A 15,911-nucleotide genomic window follows, 5' to 3' on the forward strand; every position below is an offset into this window, starting at 1 on the left:
CGAGCCGTGATCGCCGAACTATACCGCCCCGCTTCCTTCCGATCCAGGGTTTGAAAGCGGGGCCTCGCCCCGGAGCGCCCGGGCCAGGGTGCGGGCCAGGGCGAGCCGGGTCGGGGGCTTCCGGAGGTAGGGGATGCCGGGGTCCAGGGTCTCGGGGGCGTCGTAGCCGCTCAGGAACACCACCGGCACCCGGAGCCCGCGCTCCCCCAGGGCGGCCACGAGGGCCGGGCCGTTCATCCGGGGCATGGAGACGTCGCTGAGCACCAGGTCCACCCCGCCGGCCCCCACCCGCTCCAGGGCCTCGGCCCCGTCGGCCGCGAGCTCGGTTTCGTACCCCAGGCTCTCCACCAGGGCCGCGGTGATCTCCCTCACGGCCGGGTCGTCGTCCACCACGAGCACCCGCTCCCCGTGGCCCCGGGGCAGGAGGTCCGGCCCCTTCGGCCGCTCGCCCGTGTCCCGGGGGGGCCGGAGCGGCAGGAGCACCCGCACCGTGGTGCCCCGGCCGGGCTCGCTCTCGAGCTCCACCAGGCCGCCGTGCCGGTCCACGATGCACGCCACCTGGTGGAGCCCCAGGCCCGTGCCCTTCCCCGGGGGCTTCGTGGTGAAGAACGGGTCGAACACCTTGGCCCGGATCTCCTCGGGGATGCCGGTGCCGGTGTCGGCCACCTCGACCTCGGCCCACCCCGGGCCGCGCCCGGCCCGCCGGGTGCGGAGCCCCAGGGTCAGGGTGCCGCCCTCGGGCATGGCGTCCCGGGCGTTCAGGGCCAGGTTCATGAGGACCTGCTCGATCTCCAGGGCCGAGCCCACCACCACGGCCTCGGCCGCCTCGACCCGGGCCTCCACCCGGATCTCGTCGGGGAACGTCCGGGCGAGCATCTTGGCCGTTTCCTTGACCACCGGCACGAGATTGAGGGGGGCCCGCTCCCCGCCGGTGCCCCGGCTGAAGTCGAGCATCTGGCGCACCAGTTCGGCCGCCCGGAACGCGGCGCTTACCAGATCTTCCAGGCGCTTTTGGACCTTGGGCGACACCCCGGGGTCGAGGCGGGCGAGCTCGGCGTAGCCGGTGATGGCCAGGAGCAGGTTGTTGAAGTCGTGGGCGATGCCAGCGGCGAGCTGGCCCACCGAGGCGAGCCGGTCCTGCTGGGCCGCCTGCTCCCTCAGGAGCCACTCCTCGGTCACGTCCCGGAGCACCAGGGCCCAGAGCACCCCCTGGGACGAGCTCTCGATGGGGTGGGACGACACCATGACCCGCCGGTCGCCCTCGGGGGTGCGGAGCTCGGTCTCCTCCCCGCCGGGGGTGAGGAGGTCCACCAGGGGCCGGCCGGCCAGGGCGCCGACCCGGCGGCCGGGGTCGGCCCCCAGGGCGGCCAGGAGCCCCCGGCCGGCGCCGTTGGCGGCGAGCACCCCGCCTGCCGAGTCGAGGAGCACGAGCCCCACGGGCAAGGCCTCCATGAGGTTCGATAGCCGCCGCTCGGCGGCCCGGGCCGCCTCGGCGGCCTCCCGGTAGGGGGTCACGTCCTGTACGAGGGCCATCCGGGCCGGCCGGCCCTCCCACTCCACCGGGTCCACCCGCAGGCTCGCCCAGAACGCGCTGCCGTCGGATCGGATCCCCCGGACCTCGTACTCGCCCCGGAACCCGGCCCGGATCCGGGCGGCCACGGTCTCCCGGTCGTCGGGGTGGACGAGGTCCAGCGGCCGGGTGGCGAGGAGGGCCTCGCGGCTGAGGCCGAAGAGGGCCTCGGCGGCCCGGTTGGCGTCGAACATCCGCTCGCCGTCGTGGATGAGGAGGGCCTCCCGGGTGGCCTCGGCCAGCGCCCGGTACCGGGCCTCGCTCTTGTCCCGGGCCGCCTCGGCCTCGACCCGGGCGTCGATCGACCGGGTGGCGCCCTCGACGTAGAGGAGCCGGCCGGCCTCGTCCCGCACGGCCCGGGCGGTCACCAGGACCCAGGTGGGCCGGCCGTCGGCCCGGCGGAGCCGGAGTTTCCGGTCCATCACCACGCCGTCCCGGGCCAGATCCGCCTCGAACCGGTCCCGGTCGGCCGGATCGAGGTAGAAGTCCTGGACCCGGCGTTCGAGGAGGGCCTCCCGGCTCGGGAGCCCCAGGATCTCGGCCATGGCCGCGTTGGCGTCGAGGAAGGCGCCGTCGGATGCGCGCTGGAAGACCCCGATGGGGAGGTTCTGGAAGAGGTCGCGGTAGCGCCGCTCGGCCCGCTCCCGCCCGAAGCGATCGGCCCCGGCCGCGACGGCCCGAGCCAGGGCCGCCACCACCCGGTCGATGCAAACCACGTGGGCCGTGGGCGCGGGGGACTGGGCCGCCGACCGGTGGGCCGCGCAGGCGGGCCCGAAGGCCTCGGGGCAGAGCACGAACACGGGGGTGTCGGGGGCGGCGGCCCGGAGCCGGCCCGTCAACTCTTCCTGGGGCCCGCACCGCTCCGGGTCGGGCACCACGAGCACGGCGTCGTAGGCCCCGGGGTCGAAGTCGCGGCCCGGCTCGGCCGCGGGGGGGCGCACCTCGGTCTCGACGCCGGGGTGGGCCGCCCGAAGCTCCTCGGCCGCCCGCCCGGCCTGGCCCTCGTCACCCCACACGAGAATCCGGCCCTGGGTCATCCAAACCTCGCTATCCGCCGATGGGACGTGCGAAACTCCTTTCGATCGGCATCGGCAAGCCGACCGGAAAACTTGAGGAGGCTGGGAGGCTGGGAGGCTGGGAGGCTGGGAGGCTGGGAGGCTGGGAGGCTGGGAGGCTGGGAAACCCTAGACCGCGATCTCGCGGCCGTCAAGGCGGGAATCGTTGGTTGCGGGTCGTGGGTCGCGGGTCGTTGGTCGTGGGGCGTCGCCTCGCCGCCCAGCCGCCACGCCGCCCCGCCCCCTAGCCGCCTAGCCGCCCAGCCGCCTAGCCGCCTCGCCGCCTCGCCGCCCAGCCGCCCAGCCGCCCCGCCGCCTATCCCAGATTCTCCCGGTACCAGGCGATGGCCTCCGCGAGGCCCCGGCGCACGTCGTAGGCGGGCTCGTAGCCCAGCAGCCGCCGGGCCTTTCCGATGTCGGCCAGGCTGTGCTTGACGTCGCCGGGCCGCGGCGGGCCGTACCGGGGCTCCAGGTCCACCCCCAGGAGCCCCGCGATCTCCCGGTAGAGGGCGTTCAGGCTGATCCTCTCGCCGTAGGCCACGTTGTACACCTGGCCGCAGGCCTCCCGGGGCGCCTCGCAGGCCCGGAGGTTCGCCTGGACCACGTCGGCGATGTAGGTGAAATCGCGGGTCTGCTCACCGTCGCCGTAGATCTCGGGGGGCTCGCCCCGAAGGAGCGCGGAGACGAACTTGGGGATCACGGCCGCGTAGGTGCTGAAGGGGTCCTGGCGCTTCCCGAACACGTTGAAGTACCGGAGGCTCACGGTCTCCAGGCCGTAGAGCTCGAAGAAGAGCCGGCAGTACTCCTCCCCGGCGAGCTTGGTGAGGGCGTAAGGGCTCAGGGGCTGGGGGGGCATGTCCTCCACCTTGGGCAGCGTGGGGGTGTCGCCGTAGGCCGAGGAGCTCGCCGCGAACACGAACCGCTTCACCCCGGCGTCCCGGGCGGCCACGAGCAGGTTCAGGGTGCCGGTGACGTTGCACTCGTTGGAGAGCGCCGGGTCCTCGATGGACCGGGGCACCGAGCCCAGGGCCGCCTCGTGGAGCACGTAGTCCACGCCCTCGCAGGCCTCCCGGCAGGTTTCGGGGTCGCGCACGTCGCCCTCCAGGAACTCGAGGCCGTCCAGACCCTCCAGGTTTTCGGGCTTGCCGGTGAGGAAGTTGTCGAGGCCCCGCACCCGGTGGCCCCGGGCCAGAAGGGCCTCGGCCAGGTTCGACCCGATGAACCCGGCCACGCCGGTGACGAGAAAGGTGGCCATGTGGACTCCTTGGGCGCTTCGCCGAAGGAAGCGCGTGAAAGGACCTAAGGGACGTAAGGGACGAAAGGGACGCGCGGGCCGGCCGCCGAGCCGCCGAGCCGCCGAGCCGCCGAGCCGCCTAGCCGCCCAGCCGCCCAGCCGCCTAGCCGCCTAGCCGCCTAGCTGCCTAGCCGCCCCGCCGTTACAACGACCAGTAGTACAGCCCCAGGGCCTCGGCTTCGGCGCGATCGTAGCGCATCTTGACGTCGGCCAGCACGCCCCGGCCGTCGGGCCGGTAGAGGGCCTTCAGGCGCTCCAGGGTGAGCTCGTCGAAGGCGCCGTGGGCCACGGCGGCCACGATGCCGTCCACCGGCGGCACCTGGTCGAGGGCCACGGGCCGGAGGCCGAACTCCCGCTCGGCCTCGCCGGGGTCGGCCAGGGGGTCGTGGGCCAGCACCTCCACCCCGTAGTCCCGCAGTTCCGCGATCACGTCGGCGACCCGGGAGTTCCGCAGGTCGGAGACGTTCTCCTTGAAGGTGAGCCCCAGCACCAGCACCCGGCTGCCCTGGACGGCCCGGCCGCACCGGATGAGCCCCTTCACCGTGCTCTCGGCCACGTATTTCCCCATGCCGTCGTTGATGGCCCGGCCGGCGAGGATCACCTGGGGCTTGTACCCGAGTTCCTCGGCCTTGTAGGTGAGGTAGTAGGGGTCCACCCCGATGCAGTGCCCCCCCACGAGCCCGGGGGTGAACCGCAGGAAGTTCCACTTGGTGCCGGCGGCCTCGAGCACGGCCCGGGTCTCGATGCCCATGCGGTTGAAGATGACGGAAAGCTCGTTCATGAGCGCGATGTTGAGGTCGCGCTGGGTGTTCTCGATCACCTTGGCCGCCTCGGCCGTCTTGATGGTGGGGGCCCGGTGCACCCCGGCCTCGACCACCGTCTCGTAGACCCGGGCCACCACCTCCAGGGTCTCGGCGTCCTGGCCGGCCACCACCTTCACGATCCGCTCCAGGGTGTGCTCCTTGTCGCCCGGGTTGATGCGCTCGGGGGAGTAGCCCACCTTGAAGTCCCGGCCGCAGGCGAGCCCCGATTCGCGCTCGAGCACCGGCACGCAGACCTCCTCGGTCACCCCGGGGTACACCGTGGACTCGTACACCACCACCGTGCCGGGGGTCAGGTTCTGGCCGATGGACCGGCTGGCCGCCACGAGGGGGCCCAGGTCGGGCTTCTTGTGCCGGTCGATGGGGGTGGGCACGGCCACGACCACGAACGAGGCCCGGCGGAGATCCCCGGGGTTCGTGGTGTACTCGATGCGGGTCGAGGCGAGGTCGTCGGCCGAGAGCTCGCCCGTGGGGTCCACCCCCCGGCGGAGCGCCGCCACCTTGGCCTCGCTCACGTCGAACCCGAGGGTGGGCACCTTGCGGCCGAAGGCCGCGGCCAGGGGCAGGCCCACGTACCCCAGGCCCACCACGGCCAGGGACGCCTCGCCCGCCAGGAGACGATCGGGAATCGTGGAGAACGCGTGGGACATGGTTGCCTCTCTACGGTTCGTTCAGGGACCCAAGGGACGAAAGGGACCTCAGGGACGGCGGCCCTGCCGCCTGGCCGCCCAGCCGCCCCTCCTATCTCACCTCCGCCTCGGCCCGCAGGGCCGCCTCCACGTCGGGCCAGAGGTCGCGGCCCTCGGTGTCGAGGTACTCCCGGATCCGGGCCACCCGGACCGGGTCGCCGTAGCGGGAAACCAGCACGGCCGCCCGGACCCGGGCCTCCCGGGGCAGGGCCGCGGCCACCGCGCCCTCAACCGCGTCCCAGGCCTCGGGGGTGTCGCAAAGCGCCAGGCCCTCCACCGCCTGGAGCGCCGCCCGGTCGTTCCGGGAGCCCTTGAGCACCCGCAAGAGCGCGTCGCACCCGGGCTCCCCCAGCCGGGCCAGGGCCCGGGCCGCGAGCCAGCCCACGTGGGGGTCGTCCAGCGCGGCGGCCAGGTCGGGGACGGCCGCCGGATCCCCGATCTCCCCCAGGATCCAGCAGGCCGCCGCCCGGCGACCGGGGTTCTCGTCCCGGAGCTTTTCGGCCAAGAAGGGCACCACGGCCGTCCCAAGGCGCTCCAGGATCTGGAACCGCAGGCTCATGGTGGGGTCGCCCGGGCTCGAGGCGAAGAAGAGGTCCGGGTTCTCGGCCCCCACCCGCTCGAGGGCGAGCCCCGCGAACCACCGCAGGTCCTCGTCCCGGAGGGCGTTCAGGAGCGGCTCCACCGCCCGGGCCGTGCCCACCTCGATCAGCCCCGCCACGGCCGCGACCCGAACGGCCCGCACGGGGTGGTCCAGGAGATCGATCATCACATCCTCGGCCCCGGGGTCGCCGATGTCCCGGAGGGCGTTGAGGGCCCGCACCTTGACCTCGGGCGGCGCCGTGCGGCAGACGTCCACGAGCCGGTCCACCGCGGCCCGGCCGAACCGCGCCACCGCGGCCCGGGCCACCTCGGCCACCACCTCGTCCGGATCGGCCAGGCGCTTCGCCAGGGCGTCCACGACCCAGGTCGCCTCCTCGATCCGGTCGGCCAGCTTGCCGAGGGAAAAGGCCGCGTTCTCCCGCACCCGGGGCTCGGGATCCTCGAGGGCCGCCACCAGGGGCTCCACGGCCCGCAGGTCACCCAAGCCTCCGAGGAGGTAGGCGGCCTCCTGCCGGATGCGGGGGTTGGGGGAGGTGAGGGCCTGGATCACGGGCTCCACGTCGTTTTGGGCGTACCGCAGGAGGGCCTCGACGATGAGGCCGGAAAGGCCCTTGCCCTCGCGCACGAGGCGGCCCAGCACGGCCTCCACGGCCCGGGGGCCGCCGATCTGCAGAAGCGAGGTCACGGCGTAGAGCCGCACCTGCTCCCGGGGATCCTCGAGGTAGCGGATCAGGGTCGGCACGGCCCGGCGGTCCTGGATCTCGCCCAGGAGGTACAGGCAGTCCACAGTGGTGGCCTCGTCGGCCCCCTCCAGGAGCTCGATGAGCGGGCCCACCGCCTCGGACCCCATCCGCACCAGGGTGCCGCCGATCAGCCAGTTGTTCCGGGTGCGCCGCATCTCCGAGACGAGCCGGGGCACCACCCGAGGCCCCATCTGCGCCAGAACCTCCATGGCCTCCAGCGCCGCGGGCAGGTCGTCGCCCGTCAGAACCTGGATCAGGGCCTCGACCCGGCCCTCGGGCGTGGGCGCGGCTACGGCCCGGCGCACGGCCTCGGAGCCCTGGGCCCGGCCCCGGGGGATGGTGCGCATCGCCCCGAAGGCCGCGGGGGCCAGGCACAAAACGAGGCCCAGGGCGGCGACGCGCCCTAGGCCCCGCGGGGACCTTTTCACCGGCATCGAACTCCCCCCGGGCGGGTCAGGGCTTGCAGGCGGGGTCGGTGAGGAGCTCGTCCAGCACGAACGGCACCTCGCTGATGCCGTCGGCGTAGTCGCCCACGTGGGTGTAGCGGATCACCCCCTGGCAGTCGATGATGACCTTGAGCGGGATCGGACCCGAGAGCCCGTAGATCTTGGTGGCCACCTCGAACTCGGTGTCCATGAGCATGGGGTAGGTGAGCTGGTACTTCTCGCGCAGGGCCTGGATCTTCTCCCGGTCCTTCTTGTCGCCCCGGCTCAGGGTGATGCCCAGGAGCTGGTAGCCCTTGTCCTTGTACTGGCGGTACTCCTGCTCCAGGCGGGGCATCTCGGCCTTGCAGATGTCGCACCAGGTGGCCCAGAACTCGAGCATGATCACCTTGTGCCCCAGGAACTGATCCAGCGACACGGGCTTCCCGGTCTCGAAGTCCTCCAGGGTGAAGCTGGGGGCCTTGTCGCCGATCTGGAGCCGCATGGCCGTGTCCTGGGCCGCCGCCCCGGCCCCCCACAGAAGCACCAGCGCCGCCCCCAGCACCGCCACCGTCTTCCCCGCAGAAAACCGCATCGTTCTCTCCTCCCTCCGGGCCGTGTCGGCTCGGCTAGTGATCCAGCTCCAGGGGCCGCCGCCACCGTTCCACGGTCTGGCGGGCCCAATCCTCGCCGCGGTCCTCGTGGCACTTTTTGCAGGTGCGCTCGATTCGGCGATCATAGCAGTTATCGGGGTGCACGAGGAAGTAGTCGTAGGAGTGGACGTCCCGCTGGGACTCCTCGGTCGCCATCAGGTCCTTCGTCTGCTGGACGTGGCAGTCGAAGCACACGAGCTTCGCCGAGTCGGGGTGTCTCGTGTGCTCGGCGTACCGATCCTTGAACCCGTGGCACCCGAAGCAGAACCCCATGGCGTCCTCGACCTCGTCCCGGGGCTTCTTGTCGGCGCCGTAGATACCGCACACGTCGCAGCGCACCTTGTTCTTGCCGCTTCGCTCCTCCTTCCACTTCGCGAAGTTCCGGAGGATGGCCTGGGTGTTCGTCTCCTCCGGCTGCTTGTCCACCGGCACGTAGTATTTCCCCAGGTCGTCGCCGGGCCGGAACCCCACCGGGAAGTGGTAGGTGCCCGAGGGATCCTTACCCCGCACGTGGCACGCGGCGCAGATCATCTCGCGGCGGTCGTCGGGCAGTTTCGACGGGTTCACGATGGGCCCGTCGCCACCGGCGTCGGCGTGGGCCCGGCCCGGGCCGTGGCAGGCCTCGCACCCGATCCGGTGCTCCGCCACCTGTCCGGTGGCGGGATCGAACCCGGTCACGTGGCACCCCTTGCAGAATTTGCTGTAGGGCATCTTCCGCCACGACCACACGTTGTAGGGCCGCCACTGCTGGGACTGGACGCTCCAGAGCTTCGGCAGCACGTAGTAGTCGTCGCCGATCTTCTTCATGTACCGCTGGTCCCAGTGGCCGCCGATCACGTAGTCCACGTCGTCCTTGGTGAAGCCCAGGTTGGGCACCGAGAAGTCACCCACGATGGCGTCGGGGTTTTTTCGGGCGTCCTGGACGACCGTGGCGTGGAACGTGGTCTTCCAGCCCTCGTACTTGTCGGCGTGGCACTCGGCGCACCGCTCGCTGCCCACGTAGCCGTCCAGATTCCCGGCAAAAGCCGGGGCGGCCCACAGGGTCAGAACGACCCCCCAAAGCATCCATTTCATCGGTCCTTCCCCAGTACGGCCCGCACCTCCGCCTCGAGGCCGGGCATGAGTTCGGGTTTGAATCCGGTGTGGATGGCCCGGACCACCCCCTTGCGGTCGATCAGCACGGTCACGGGGATGAGCCAGCGCGTGTAGTGTTGGGAGATCTCGAGCTCGGGATCGAGCACGATGGGATAGGGCGGGTTGAGTTCGCGCTCCACCATGGCCCGGGTCAGCGCCTCCGGGCTCGCCCGGTCGGTGTTCACCCCGATCACCTGGAGCCCCTCGGGACCGTAGCGCTCCTGGAGCTCCGCGAGGAACGGCATCTCCTCGAGGCACGGGCCGCACCGGATGCCCCAGAACTGCAGGAGCACCACCTTGGGCCCCACGAGCGCCGAGAGCCGGATCTCCTCGCCCATGAGCCCCCGGCCGGTGAAGTCGATGTACCCCTGCCCCTCGGCCACGTGGCCGTCGGCCGGGGGGGGCGGCGCCTCCACCCGGACCACCGGCCCCTCGGGCCGCACCCCGGCGCACCCGAGGGCGAGGATCAACAGTACCCAGAGCGCTCTCGCCGTCCGGGGCACCCGTCACTCCGCGAGCAGGGCCTTCAGGGTCTTTTCGTAGCCGGCCTCGTCCCCGTCCTCGTACCCCTCGTGGCGGAACCGGATGACCCCCTTCTTGTCGATCATCACGTTGAGCGGCGCTCCCATGAGCCCGTAGGCGTCGATCACCGTGAACTCCGGATCGGGGGTGATCGGGAACGTCATGCCGGCGGCCTTGAGGTCGTCGCGCTTGGCCAACTGGCCCCGGATGAACTCGGCGTCCACGCCGTCGGCATTGACGGCCAGGAGCACGAGACCCTGGTCCTTGTACGCCGTCCAGAGCTTCTGAAGGGCCGGGAGCTCCCGCACGCAGGGGCCGCACCGAAGCCCCCAGAAGTTAAGCCAGACCACCTTGCCCCGCAGTTCCGAAAGCCGGTAGGTGTTGCCGTCGAGGTCCGAAAGGGTGAACTCGGGGGCCGGCTTGCCGACCCACTCGTCGCCCCCCTCCCCCGCACCGGCGACGCCCAGGAACGCCAAGACCAGCGCGGCCGCAACCCAGACCCAGATCTTCTTGTGCATGGCGGGCAACTCCCTGTCTGAGAAGAAAGTGACGAAGCGCACGAATTCTAGGGGGGCCGGCGGGCCGGCGTCAACGACCCACGGGAAACCGGTGCCGGCAACACCAAAATGTGGGCGGATGCGGGCGGGAGGGCTGTAAGCCGGGTTCTGTACCCCCGCAAGGGGGGTGGCGGTCATTCCTCTGGGACCCGGGTTTCCCCGGGCCTCCAGCGGCCTACCCGGGAGCTTGGGGCGGGCCACCCTCGTAACGCTCCCCTATTTGGCCTTGCTCCGGGTGGGGTTTGCCGAGCCGGCCCGGTCGCCCGGGCCGCTGGTGAGCTCTTACCTCACCGTTTCACCCTTACCTGGCGCCCGGCATCGCCGCGCGCCAGGCGGTCTATTCTCTGTGGCACTTTCCTTCGGGTTTCCCCGACTGGACGTTATCCAGCACCCTGCCCTGTGGAGCCCGGACTTTCCTCCCCGGGGGCCTGCCCCGGGGCGACCGCCCGTCCTCCCGCCGTCGCACCCGCCTCCTGATCGACAGGAAGTGCTCCGGACTTGAATGGGTACCCTGCGGGAGACCGAGGGTTACTCCAGAGCGCCCCCGCGTTCCGGAGGTACCCAAGGGACCGAAGGAACGAAAGGGACGAAAGATCGGCCCCCGGCCGCCGAGCCGCCTGCCCGATCTCAGCCTTCGGCCGCGGGTTCCCGGGGGGGCACCAAAATCCTGTGGCAGTTGGGGCACTGCATCACCCGGGTGCGCCGGATGATCTCGATGTACATCTGGGGCGGGATCCGCATGTAGCACGCCGTGCAGGCCTCGTCCCGGGCTTCGACCACGGCCAAGCCCCCGCGGCGCGACCGGATCAGCCGGTACCGGTCCACCACGTCCTGGGGCAGGTCCGCCAGGAGCCGCTGCTCCTCGGCCTTGCGTTCGGCCATGGCCTGCTCGGTCTCGCCCTGGACCTCGGCCAGGCGCTGTTCAGCCTCCTCGAGCACCGCCTCGAGCTCCCGGGCGCGGGCCTCCACCCGCTCCAGGTCCACCCGCACGGCCTCCAACTCGGCCAGGTCGCGCTCCAGGGCCTGCTCCTCCTCGGCCACCGTCTGCTTGGCCGAGCTCATCTCGGCCAGCACGGCCTGGTACTCGCGGCTCGTCTTCACGTCGCCCATGCGAGCCTTGATCCGCTGCATCCGGTCCTTGCCGTCCTTGATCGCGAGCTCCCGCTTGCGGCGCTCGATGTCGAGGGCGTGGGCGCGCTCGCGGAACGCGTCGAGGCTCTGCTTGGCCTCGTCGAGATCCTGGCGCGCCCTGTCCCGAGCCTCCTCGGCCTCCGCGCGCAGGGCGGACAGCCGGTCGATCTCGTCGGCCACCCGCTGCAGCCGTTCCAACAGCCCCAAGACGTCTTGCTGTGCGGTCTCCAACTCTGCCTCCTTCTCGCGTCGCTCGATGTGAACGGTTCCCGTTCGCCCGCCCCCGGGAAGTCGAAGCCCGGCTCCCGCTACAAGATCGGGACCGGGCTCCAGGGTTCCTGCACCTCCAACACCTCCACCCTCACCCCCCGTTTTCCGGCCTCCCCCCAGTCGCGCACCACCTCGGCCAGGATCTCCACCGCCACCCGTTCGCCCGTGGCGTGACCCACGTCCACCAGGGCCATCCCCGCTTCCCGTGCGTCCAGCGCGGCGTGGTGGCGCACGTCCCCGGTGACCAGGACCTGGGCTCCGGCCGCCAGGGCCGCGGGCCACAGGGACGCCCCGCTGCCCCCGCACACGGCCACCCGCTCGACCCGGCGGTCGGGGTCGCCCACGACGCGGGCCGCGGGGGCCCCGAGGGCCCGCGCCGCCTCCCGCGCAAACTCCCCCAACCGCCGGGGAGCCGCCAACCGCCCCACCCGCGCCATGGCCGGCCGGCCGTCGGGCTCTGCCCCGAGATCCTCGACCTCCTCAAGGCCCAGGCGGGCCGCCAGGCGGTCGTTCACACCTCCCCGGGCGCGGTCGAGGTTCGTGTGGGCCGCGTACACGGCAATCCCCCCCGCGATGAGATCCCGGATCTTTCGGCCCTGGGGGGTGGAGAGATCGATGCGATGGACAGGTTCGAGGAACAGGGGATGGTGGGTCACGAGGAGTTCGGCTCCCCGGGCGAGGGCCAGGGTCACCGCGGCGGGGGAGGGGTCGAGGGCCACCACGACGGTGGAGACGGGGGCGTAGGGGTCGCCCAGTTGGAGCCCCGGCCGGTCCCAGGACTCCGCCAGGGAAAGCGGGGCGCGTGCCTCGATGGCCAGGGCGACCTCGGAAACGGTCGGCCTCACGGCCGCCCTCCCCGTGCCAATCGCTCTCGATGGTGGAAACGACCCATGCAGCATCCCGCAAGTGGTGGGCCCACCTGGATTCGAACCAGGGACCGGCCGGTTATGAGCCGGCTGCTCTGACCAACTGAGCTATGGGCCCTTCGGAAACCGTGAAGTATCCCCGATTCCCCCCCCGAAGTCAAACGCGATGCGGCGCGGCGGTCGGGCCCTACCCCGGGCCGGCACCGCCGTGCTGGGGCGTCAGCCCTTCTTGGCGAGCATCGGGCCCAGGGGCCGGCCGCCCAGGAGGTGGACATGCAGGTGGAACACCTCCTGGCCGGCGTCGGGCCCGGTGTTTGCGATGAGGCGGTACCCCGAGTCGGCCACCCCCTCCTTCTCCGCGATCTCGCGGATCGCCCGGGCCAGGCTCGCCAGGAACGGGGTGTCGGCGTCGGTGACGTCGGCGAAACTCTCCCGGTGGACTTTGGGCACGATCAGGACGTGCACCGGCGCGATGGGGCGGATGTCGCGAAACGCCAGGGCGTGCTCGTCCTCCCAGACCTTGTCGGCCGGGATCTCCCCCGCCACGATCTTGCAGAAGATGCAGTCGGCCATGGGACACCTCCTTGGGAAGGCTGGAAGGCTGGAAGGCTGGGATGCTATTACTCCGGCGGCTAAATAGACATGTTCGGGGGCATGGGGCCTGCTGGAGCGCCGGGCGTGGCTCCTACAGTAGCCGGATGCCGCACTCACGCACGGCCGGAAGCAGGCCCCATGCCCACGCGATCTCCTTGCGCGCCTCTATCGGCGTCGGTTTCATAGAAAGCTTGGACGGCGCATTCCTTCTCGCTCGATGCGGGCCCCCCGGGCCCGGCGGGGGTTCCCGCCGCCAAACCTCGGCCAACGCTCCCTCACCGCCTCCCGAAGTCGAACCGCATGGTGCCGTAGGGGCCGGTGAGCCACAGGACCGGGGCGCCGTCTCCCCCGCCTCCGGTCTTCGGGAAGATCAGGGAGTACTCCCGGGTCCACGGGGTGACGTAGGGGTACTCCACCCGGGACTTCTCGGTTTTGGGGAGCGCGATCACCTGGACCGGTTCGAGGCGGGACCCGTCGGGCAGTTCCAACACCGCCCGCCACAGGGTGTCGGGCCGCTCCAGGTCGTTGGCGTCGGGGGACGGCGTGTAGAGGGCCAGGTGGAACTCCCAGGCGAGCCGCGCCGCCCGCAGCTCCTCGTCGCGCATGCGCTCGGCGTCCTCCGGGGACAGGTGGTAGCGCGAAACGCTCGTCTCGACCAGGGCCGCACGCAGATCCGGGGAGCGCCAGGTGGCCCAGGCCTTGGCCACCGTGTCGAAGCCGCTGTAGAGCTCGGCCGCGCGGGTGTGGTCCCGGAGCGCCCGGCCGTAGGGCGTCGTGGGGTCGGCGAACTCACGGGTGACGAAAATCCCCCCGGGCCCGGCGCAGGCCGAGGCCAAAAGCGCGGTAACGAGTAGGAGGAGCGGGGCCCTACCCGACCACGTCGGCCTTGGTGAACAGCGCCTCGAACCGGTACCCCCGGCCCTCGATGGCCTCCCGCCCCCCCTCCTGCCGGTCCACCAGCGCCAGCACGCCCAGAACGGCATACCCTTCCTCCTCGATCCGCTCGATGGCCCGCAGGCTCGAGCCCCCGGTGGTAACCACGTCCTCGAGCACCACGACCCGGGCCCCCGGCCGCAGGTTCTTGGCCCCCTCGATCCACCGCCTCGTGCCGTGGCCCTTGGGTTCCTTGCGCACGATAAACGCCGGCACCGGCCGGCCCTCGAGCTCCGATACGAGGCTCGTGGCCGTGGCCAGGGGGTCGGCGCCCAGGGTCATGCCGCCCACGCCCTCCACCTCCCCGAACCCCGAAAGCCGGTCGAAGAAGAGCCGGCCGATGAGGAGCGCCCCGCGGGGATGGAGGGCCGTCTGCTTGCCGTCCACGTAGAAGTCGCTCTCCCGGCCCGAGGCCAACACGACCCGGCGCTTCTCGTAACTCTTCTCGCGCACGAGTTCCAGGAGTTCCCGCCAGGCCGCCTGAAGGTCTTCGGTCATGGGCGTCGTCCGCTGATCGGCTGGGAGGTGCGGAATCCGGGGGCGACCACCGTCACCCCCTCCGCGCCCTCCGTGTCCTCCGTGGTTCCCCCTCGGTTTTCCCTTACCCGCATCCCGTGGCCCGCACCCCTTCGGTCCGGTCGCCCACCGGGTACGCGCCGGTGAAGCAGGCGTCGCAGAAGGAGTACCGCACCCCGTTGGTCGCCCGCGCCAGGCCCTCGTGGCTCAGGTAGCCCAGGGAGTCCGAGGTCAGGAACCGGTTGATCTCGTCCACCCCGTGGTTCGCGGCGATGAGCTCGGTGCGGGTGGGGGTGTCGATGCCGAAGTAGCACGGGTAGCAGGTGGGCGGCGACGAGATGCGCATGTGTACCTCGCGGGCCCCCGCCTCCCGGATCATCTTCACGATCTTCTGGCTCGTGGTGCCCCGGACGATGGAGTCGTCCACCACCACCACGCGCTTGCCCCGGAGCACCGCCCGCACGGCGTTGAGCTTGAGCTTCACCCCGAAATGCCGGATGGACTGCTCGGGCTCGATGAACGTGCGGCCCACGTAGTGGTTCCGGATGAGCCCGAGGCCGAACGGGATCCCCGAGGCCTCGCTGTACCCTAGGGCGGCCACGATGCCCGAGTCGGGCACCGGGATCACCACGTCGGCCTCCACCGGGTGCTCCCGGGCGAGTTCCCGCCCCAGCGCCAGCCGCACCTCGTACACCGATTGGCCGAACACGGTGGAGTCGGGCCGGGCGAAGTAGATGTGCTCGAACACGCAGGGTTTGGGCGGCACCGGATCGAAGGGGCGGAAGCTTTCGAGCCCCTTGGAACTCAGCACCACCATCTCACCCGGCTCCACCTCCCGCAGGACCTCCCCGCCGATGAGGTCCAGGGCGCAGGTCTCCGATGCCACGACGTAGGAGTCCTTCACCTTCCCCAGGATGAGCGGCCGGAACCCGTGGGGATCGCGGGCGGCGATCAGGCGCTTTTCCACCAGCACCAAGAGGCTATACGCCCCCTGGACCTGCCGGAGGGCGTCGGCCAGCCGCTCCACCAGCCGCTCCTCCCGGCTCCGGGCGTAGAGGTGGGCGATCACCTCGGTGTCGGAACTGCCCCGGAAGATGCTCCCCTCCTCCTCGAGCCGGAGCCGGAGCGCCTCGGCGTTCACCAGGTTGCCGTTGTGGGCGAACGCGATGGAGCCGTGTACGGTTTCCACCACGAAGGGCTGGGCGTTCTTGAGCTCGCTCGACCCCGCGGTGGAGTAGCGCACGTGGCCGATGGCGTGGTGACCCCGGAGCCGCTCGAGCTTCTCCTCGTCGAAGATGTCGTGCACGAGCCCCATCCCGAGGTGGTAGCGCATGCCCTCGCCGTCGGTCACGACGATGCCGGCGCTCTCCTGGCCCCGATGCTGGAGCGCGTGGAGGCCCAGGTACGTGAGGTTCGCGGCCTCGGGGTGGTTGTAGATGCCGAACACCCCGCAGTGGTCGTTCCAGTGTTTGTCCATGGGTCGGTCGTCGGTCCTCGGTCTTCGGTCGGCGGTCGCCGGAGACGGCGGGGTCGAGTCGAAG

General features: G+C 71.5%; 14 protein-coding genes, 1 tRNA gene and 1 other RNA gene. All 16 read right to left on the bottom strand.

The window, feature by feature from the left end:
* Window positions 1-18 precede the first annotated feature (18 nt).
* The 16 genes from ACYQ8L_RS13705 to purF all read right to left on the bottom strand — a co-directional run bounded on the left by ACYQ8L_RS13705 (window position 19) and on the right by purF (window position 15,847).
* The gene (locus tag ACYQ8L_RS13705) at window positions 19-2,607 is read right to left on the bottom strand and encodes a PAS domain-containing hybrid sensor histidine kinase/response regulator (protein ID WP_459942373.1); all 2,589 of its coding nucleotides are present in this window, start codon (window positions 2,605-2,607) and stop codon (window positions 19-21) included.
* A gap of 334 nt (window positions 2,608-2,941) precedes the next feature.
* Window positions 2,942-3,880, bottom strand: a complete 939-nt coding sequence (locus tag ACYQ8L_RS13710; RefSeq protein WP_459942374.1) for an SDR family oxidoreductase — start codon at window positions 3,878-3,880, stop codon at window positions 2,942-2,944.
* A 181-nt stretch (window positions 3,881-4,061) separates the two neighbouring features.
* A complete protein-coding gene (locus ACYQ8L_RS13715) occupies window positions 4,062-5,390 on the bottom strand; it encodes a nucleotide sugar dehydrogenase (RefSeq protein ID WP_459942375.1) in 1,329 nt (442 codons plus the stop codon).
* Window positions 5,391-5,481: 91 nt separating this feature from the next.
* Entirely contained in the window at window positions 5,482-7,206 is a 1,725-nt protein-coding gene (locus ACYQ8L_RS13720; RefSeq protein WP_459942376.1) for a HEAT repeat domain-containing protein, read from the bottom strand.
* A gap of 19 nt (window positions 7,207-7,225) precedes the next feature.
* Entirely contained in the window at window positions 7,226-7,789 is a 564-nt protein-coding gene (locus ACYQ8L_RS13725) for a peroxiredoxin family protein (RefSeq protein WP_459942377.1), read from the bottom strand.
* Between the two features lie 34 nt (window positions 7,790-7,823).
* A complete protein-coding gene (locus tag ACYQ8L_RS13730) occupies window positions 7,824-8,921 on the bottom strand; it encodes a multiheme c-type cytochrome (RefSeq protein ID WP_459942378.1) in 1,098 nt (365 codons plus the stop codon).
* Complete coding sequence (locus tag ACYQ8L_RS13735; protein WP_459942379.1) at window positions 8,918-9,484, bottom strand: TlpA disulfide reductase family protein; 567 nt, start codon at window positions 9,482-9,484, stop codon at window positions 8,918-8,920. The genes ACYQ8L_RS13730 and ACYQ8L_RS13735 overlap by 4 nt, the downstream gene beginning before the upstream one ends.
* 3 nt (window positions 9,485-9,487) lie before the next feature.
* Window positions 9,488-10,021, bottom strand: a complete 534-nt coding sequence (locus tag ACYQ8L_RS13740) for a peroxiredoxin family protein (RefSeq protein WP_459942380.1) — start codon at window positions 10,019-10,021, stop codon at window positions 9,488-9,490.
* Window positions 10,022-10,141: 120 nt separating this feature from the next.
* Window positions 10,142-10,518: RNase P RNA component class A (rnpB, locus tag ACYQ8L_RS13745), an RNA gene on the bottom strand.
* Between the two features lie 169 nt (window positions 10,519-10,687).
* On the bottom strand, window positions 10,688-11,422 hold the full coding sequence (locus tag ACYQ8L_RS13750; protein ID WP_459942381.1) for a zinc ribbon domain-containing protein: 735 nt from the start codon (window positions 11,420-11,422) through the stop codon (window positions 10,688-10,690).
* Between the two features lie 77 nt (window positions 11,423-11,499).
* On the bottom strand, window positions 11,500-12,306 hold the full coding sequence (locus ACYQ8L_RS13755) for a Nif3-like dinuclear metal center hexameric protein (protein ID WP_459942382.1): 807 nt from the start codon (window positions 12,304-12,306) through the stop codon (window positions 11,500-11,502).
* Between the two features lie 62 nt (window positions 12,307-12,368).
* Window positions 12,369-12,445 (bottom strand) — tRNA-Ile (locus ACYQ8L_RS13760).
* Window positions 12,446-12,546: 101 nt separating this feature from the next.
* Window positions 12,547-12,900, bottom strand: a complete 354-nt coding sequence (locus tag ACYQ8L_RS13765) for a histidine triad nucleotide-binding protein (RefSeq protein WP_459942383.1) — start codon at window positions 12,898-12,900, stop codon at window positions 12,547-12,549.
* 296 nt (window positions 12,901-13,196) lie between these two features.
* On the bottom strand, window positions 13,197-13,757 hold the full coding sequence (locus ACYQ8L_RS13770; RefSeq protein WP_459942384.1) for a hypothetical protein: 561 nt from the start codon (window positions 13,755-13,757) through the stop codon (window positions 13,197-13,199).
* 31 nt (window positions 13,758-13,788) lie between these two features.
* Window positions 13,789-14,352 (bottom strand): orotate phosphoribosyltransferase, encoded by a 564-nt coding sequence (gene pyrE / locus ACYQ8L_RS13775; RefSeq protein WP_459942385.1) that lies wholly within the window; start codon window positions 14,350-14,352, stop codon window positions 13,789-13,791.
* A gap of 103 nt (window positions 14,353-14,455) precedes the next feature.
* A complete protein-coding gene (gene purF / locus ACYQ8L_RS13780; RefSeq protein WP_459942386.1) occupies window positions 14,456-15,847 on the bottom strand; it encodes an amidophosphoribosyltransferase in 1,392 nt (463 codons plus the stop codon).
* Window positions 15,848-15,911 lie beyond the last annotated feature (64 nt).

The organism is Deferrisoma palaeochoriense (genome assembly GCF_054656955.1).

Bases quoted from the DNA above. Each gene is read 5' to 3' on its own strand.
- ACYQ8L_RS13705 (WP_459942373.1), bottom strand. From the start codon at position 2,607: ATGACCCAGGGCCGGATTCTCGTGTGGGGTGACGAGGGCCAGGCCGGG.
- ACYQ8L_RS13710 (WP_459942374.1), bottom strand. From the start codon at position 3,880: ATGGCCACCTTTCTCGTCACCGGCGTGGCCGGGTTCATCGGGTCGAAC.
- ACYQ8L_RS13715 (WP_459942375.1), bottom strand. From the start codon at position 5,390: ATGTCCCACGCGTTCTCCACGATTCCCGATCGTCTCCTGGCGGGCGAG.
- ACYQ8L_RS13720 (WP_459942376.1), bottom strand. From the start codon at position 7,206: ATGCCGGTGAAAAGGTCCCCGCGGGGCCTAGGGCGCGTCGCCGCCCTG.
- ACYQ8L_RS13725 (WP_459942377.1), bottom strand. From the start codon at position 7,789: ATGCGGTTTTCTGCGGGGAAGACGGTGGCGGTGCTGGGGGCGGCGCTG.
- ACYQ8L_RS13730 (WP_459942378.1), bottom strand. From the start codon at position 8,921: ATGAAATGGATGCTTTGGGGGGTCGTTCTGACCCTGTGGGCCGCCCCG.
- ACYQ8L_RS13740 (WP_459942380.1), bottom strand. From the start codon at position 10,021: ATGCACAAGAAGATCTGGGTCTGGGTTGCGGCCGCGCTGGTCTTGGCG.
- ACYQ8L_RS13765 (WP_459942383.1), bottom strand. From the start codon at position 12,900: ATGGCCGACTGCATCTTCTGCAAGATCGTGGCGGGGGAGATCCCGGCC.
- pyrE (WP_459942385.1), bottom strand. From the start codon at position 14,352: ATGACCGAAGACCTTCAGGCGGCCTGGCGGGAACTCCTGGAACTCGTG.
- purF (WP_459942386.1), bottom strand. From the start codon at position 15,847: ATGGACAAACACTGGAACGACCACTGCGGGGTGTTCGGCATCTACAAC.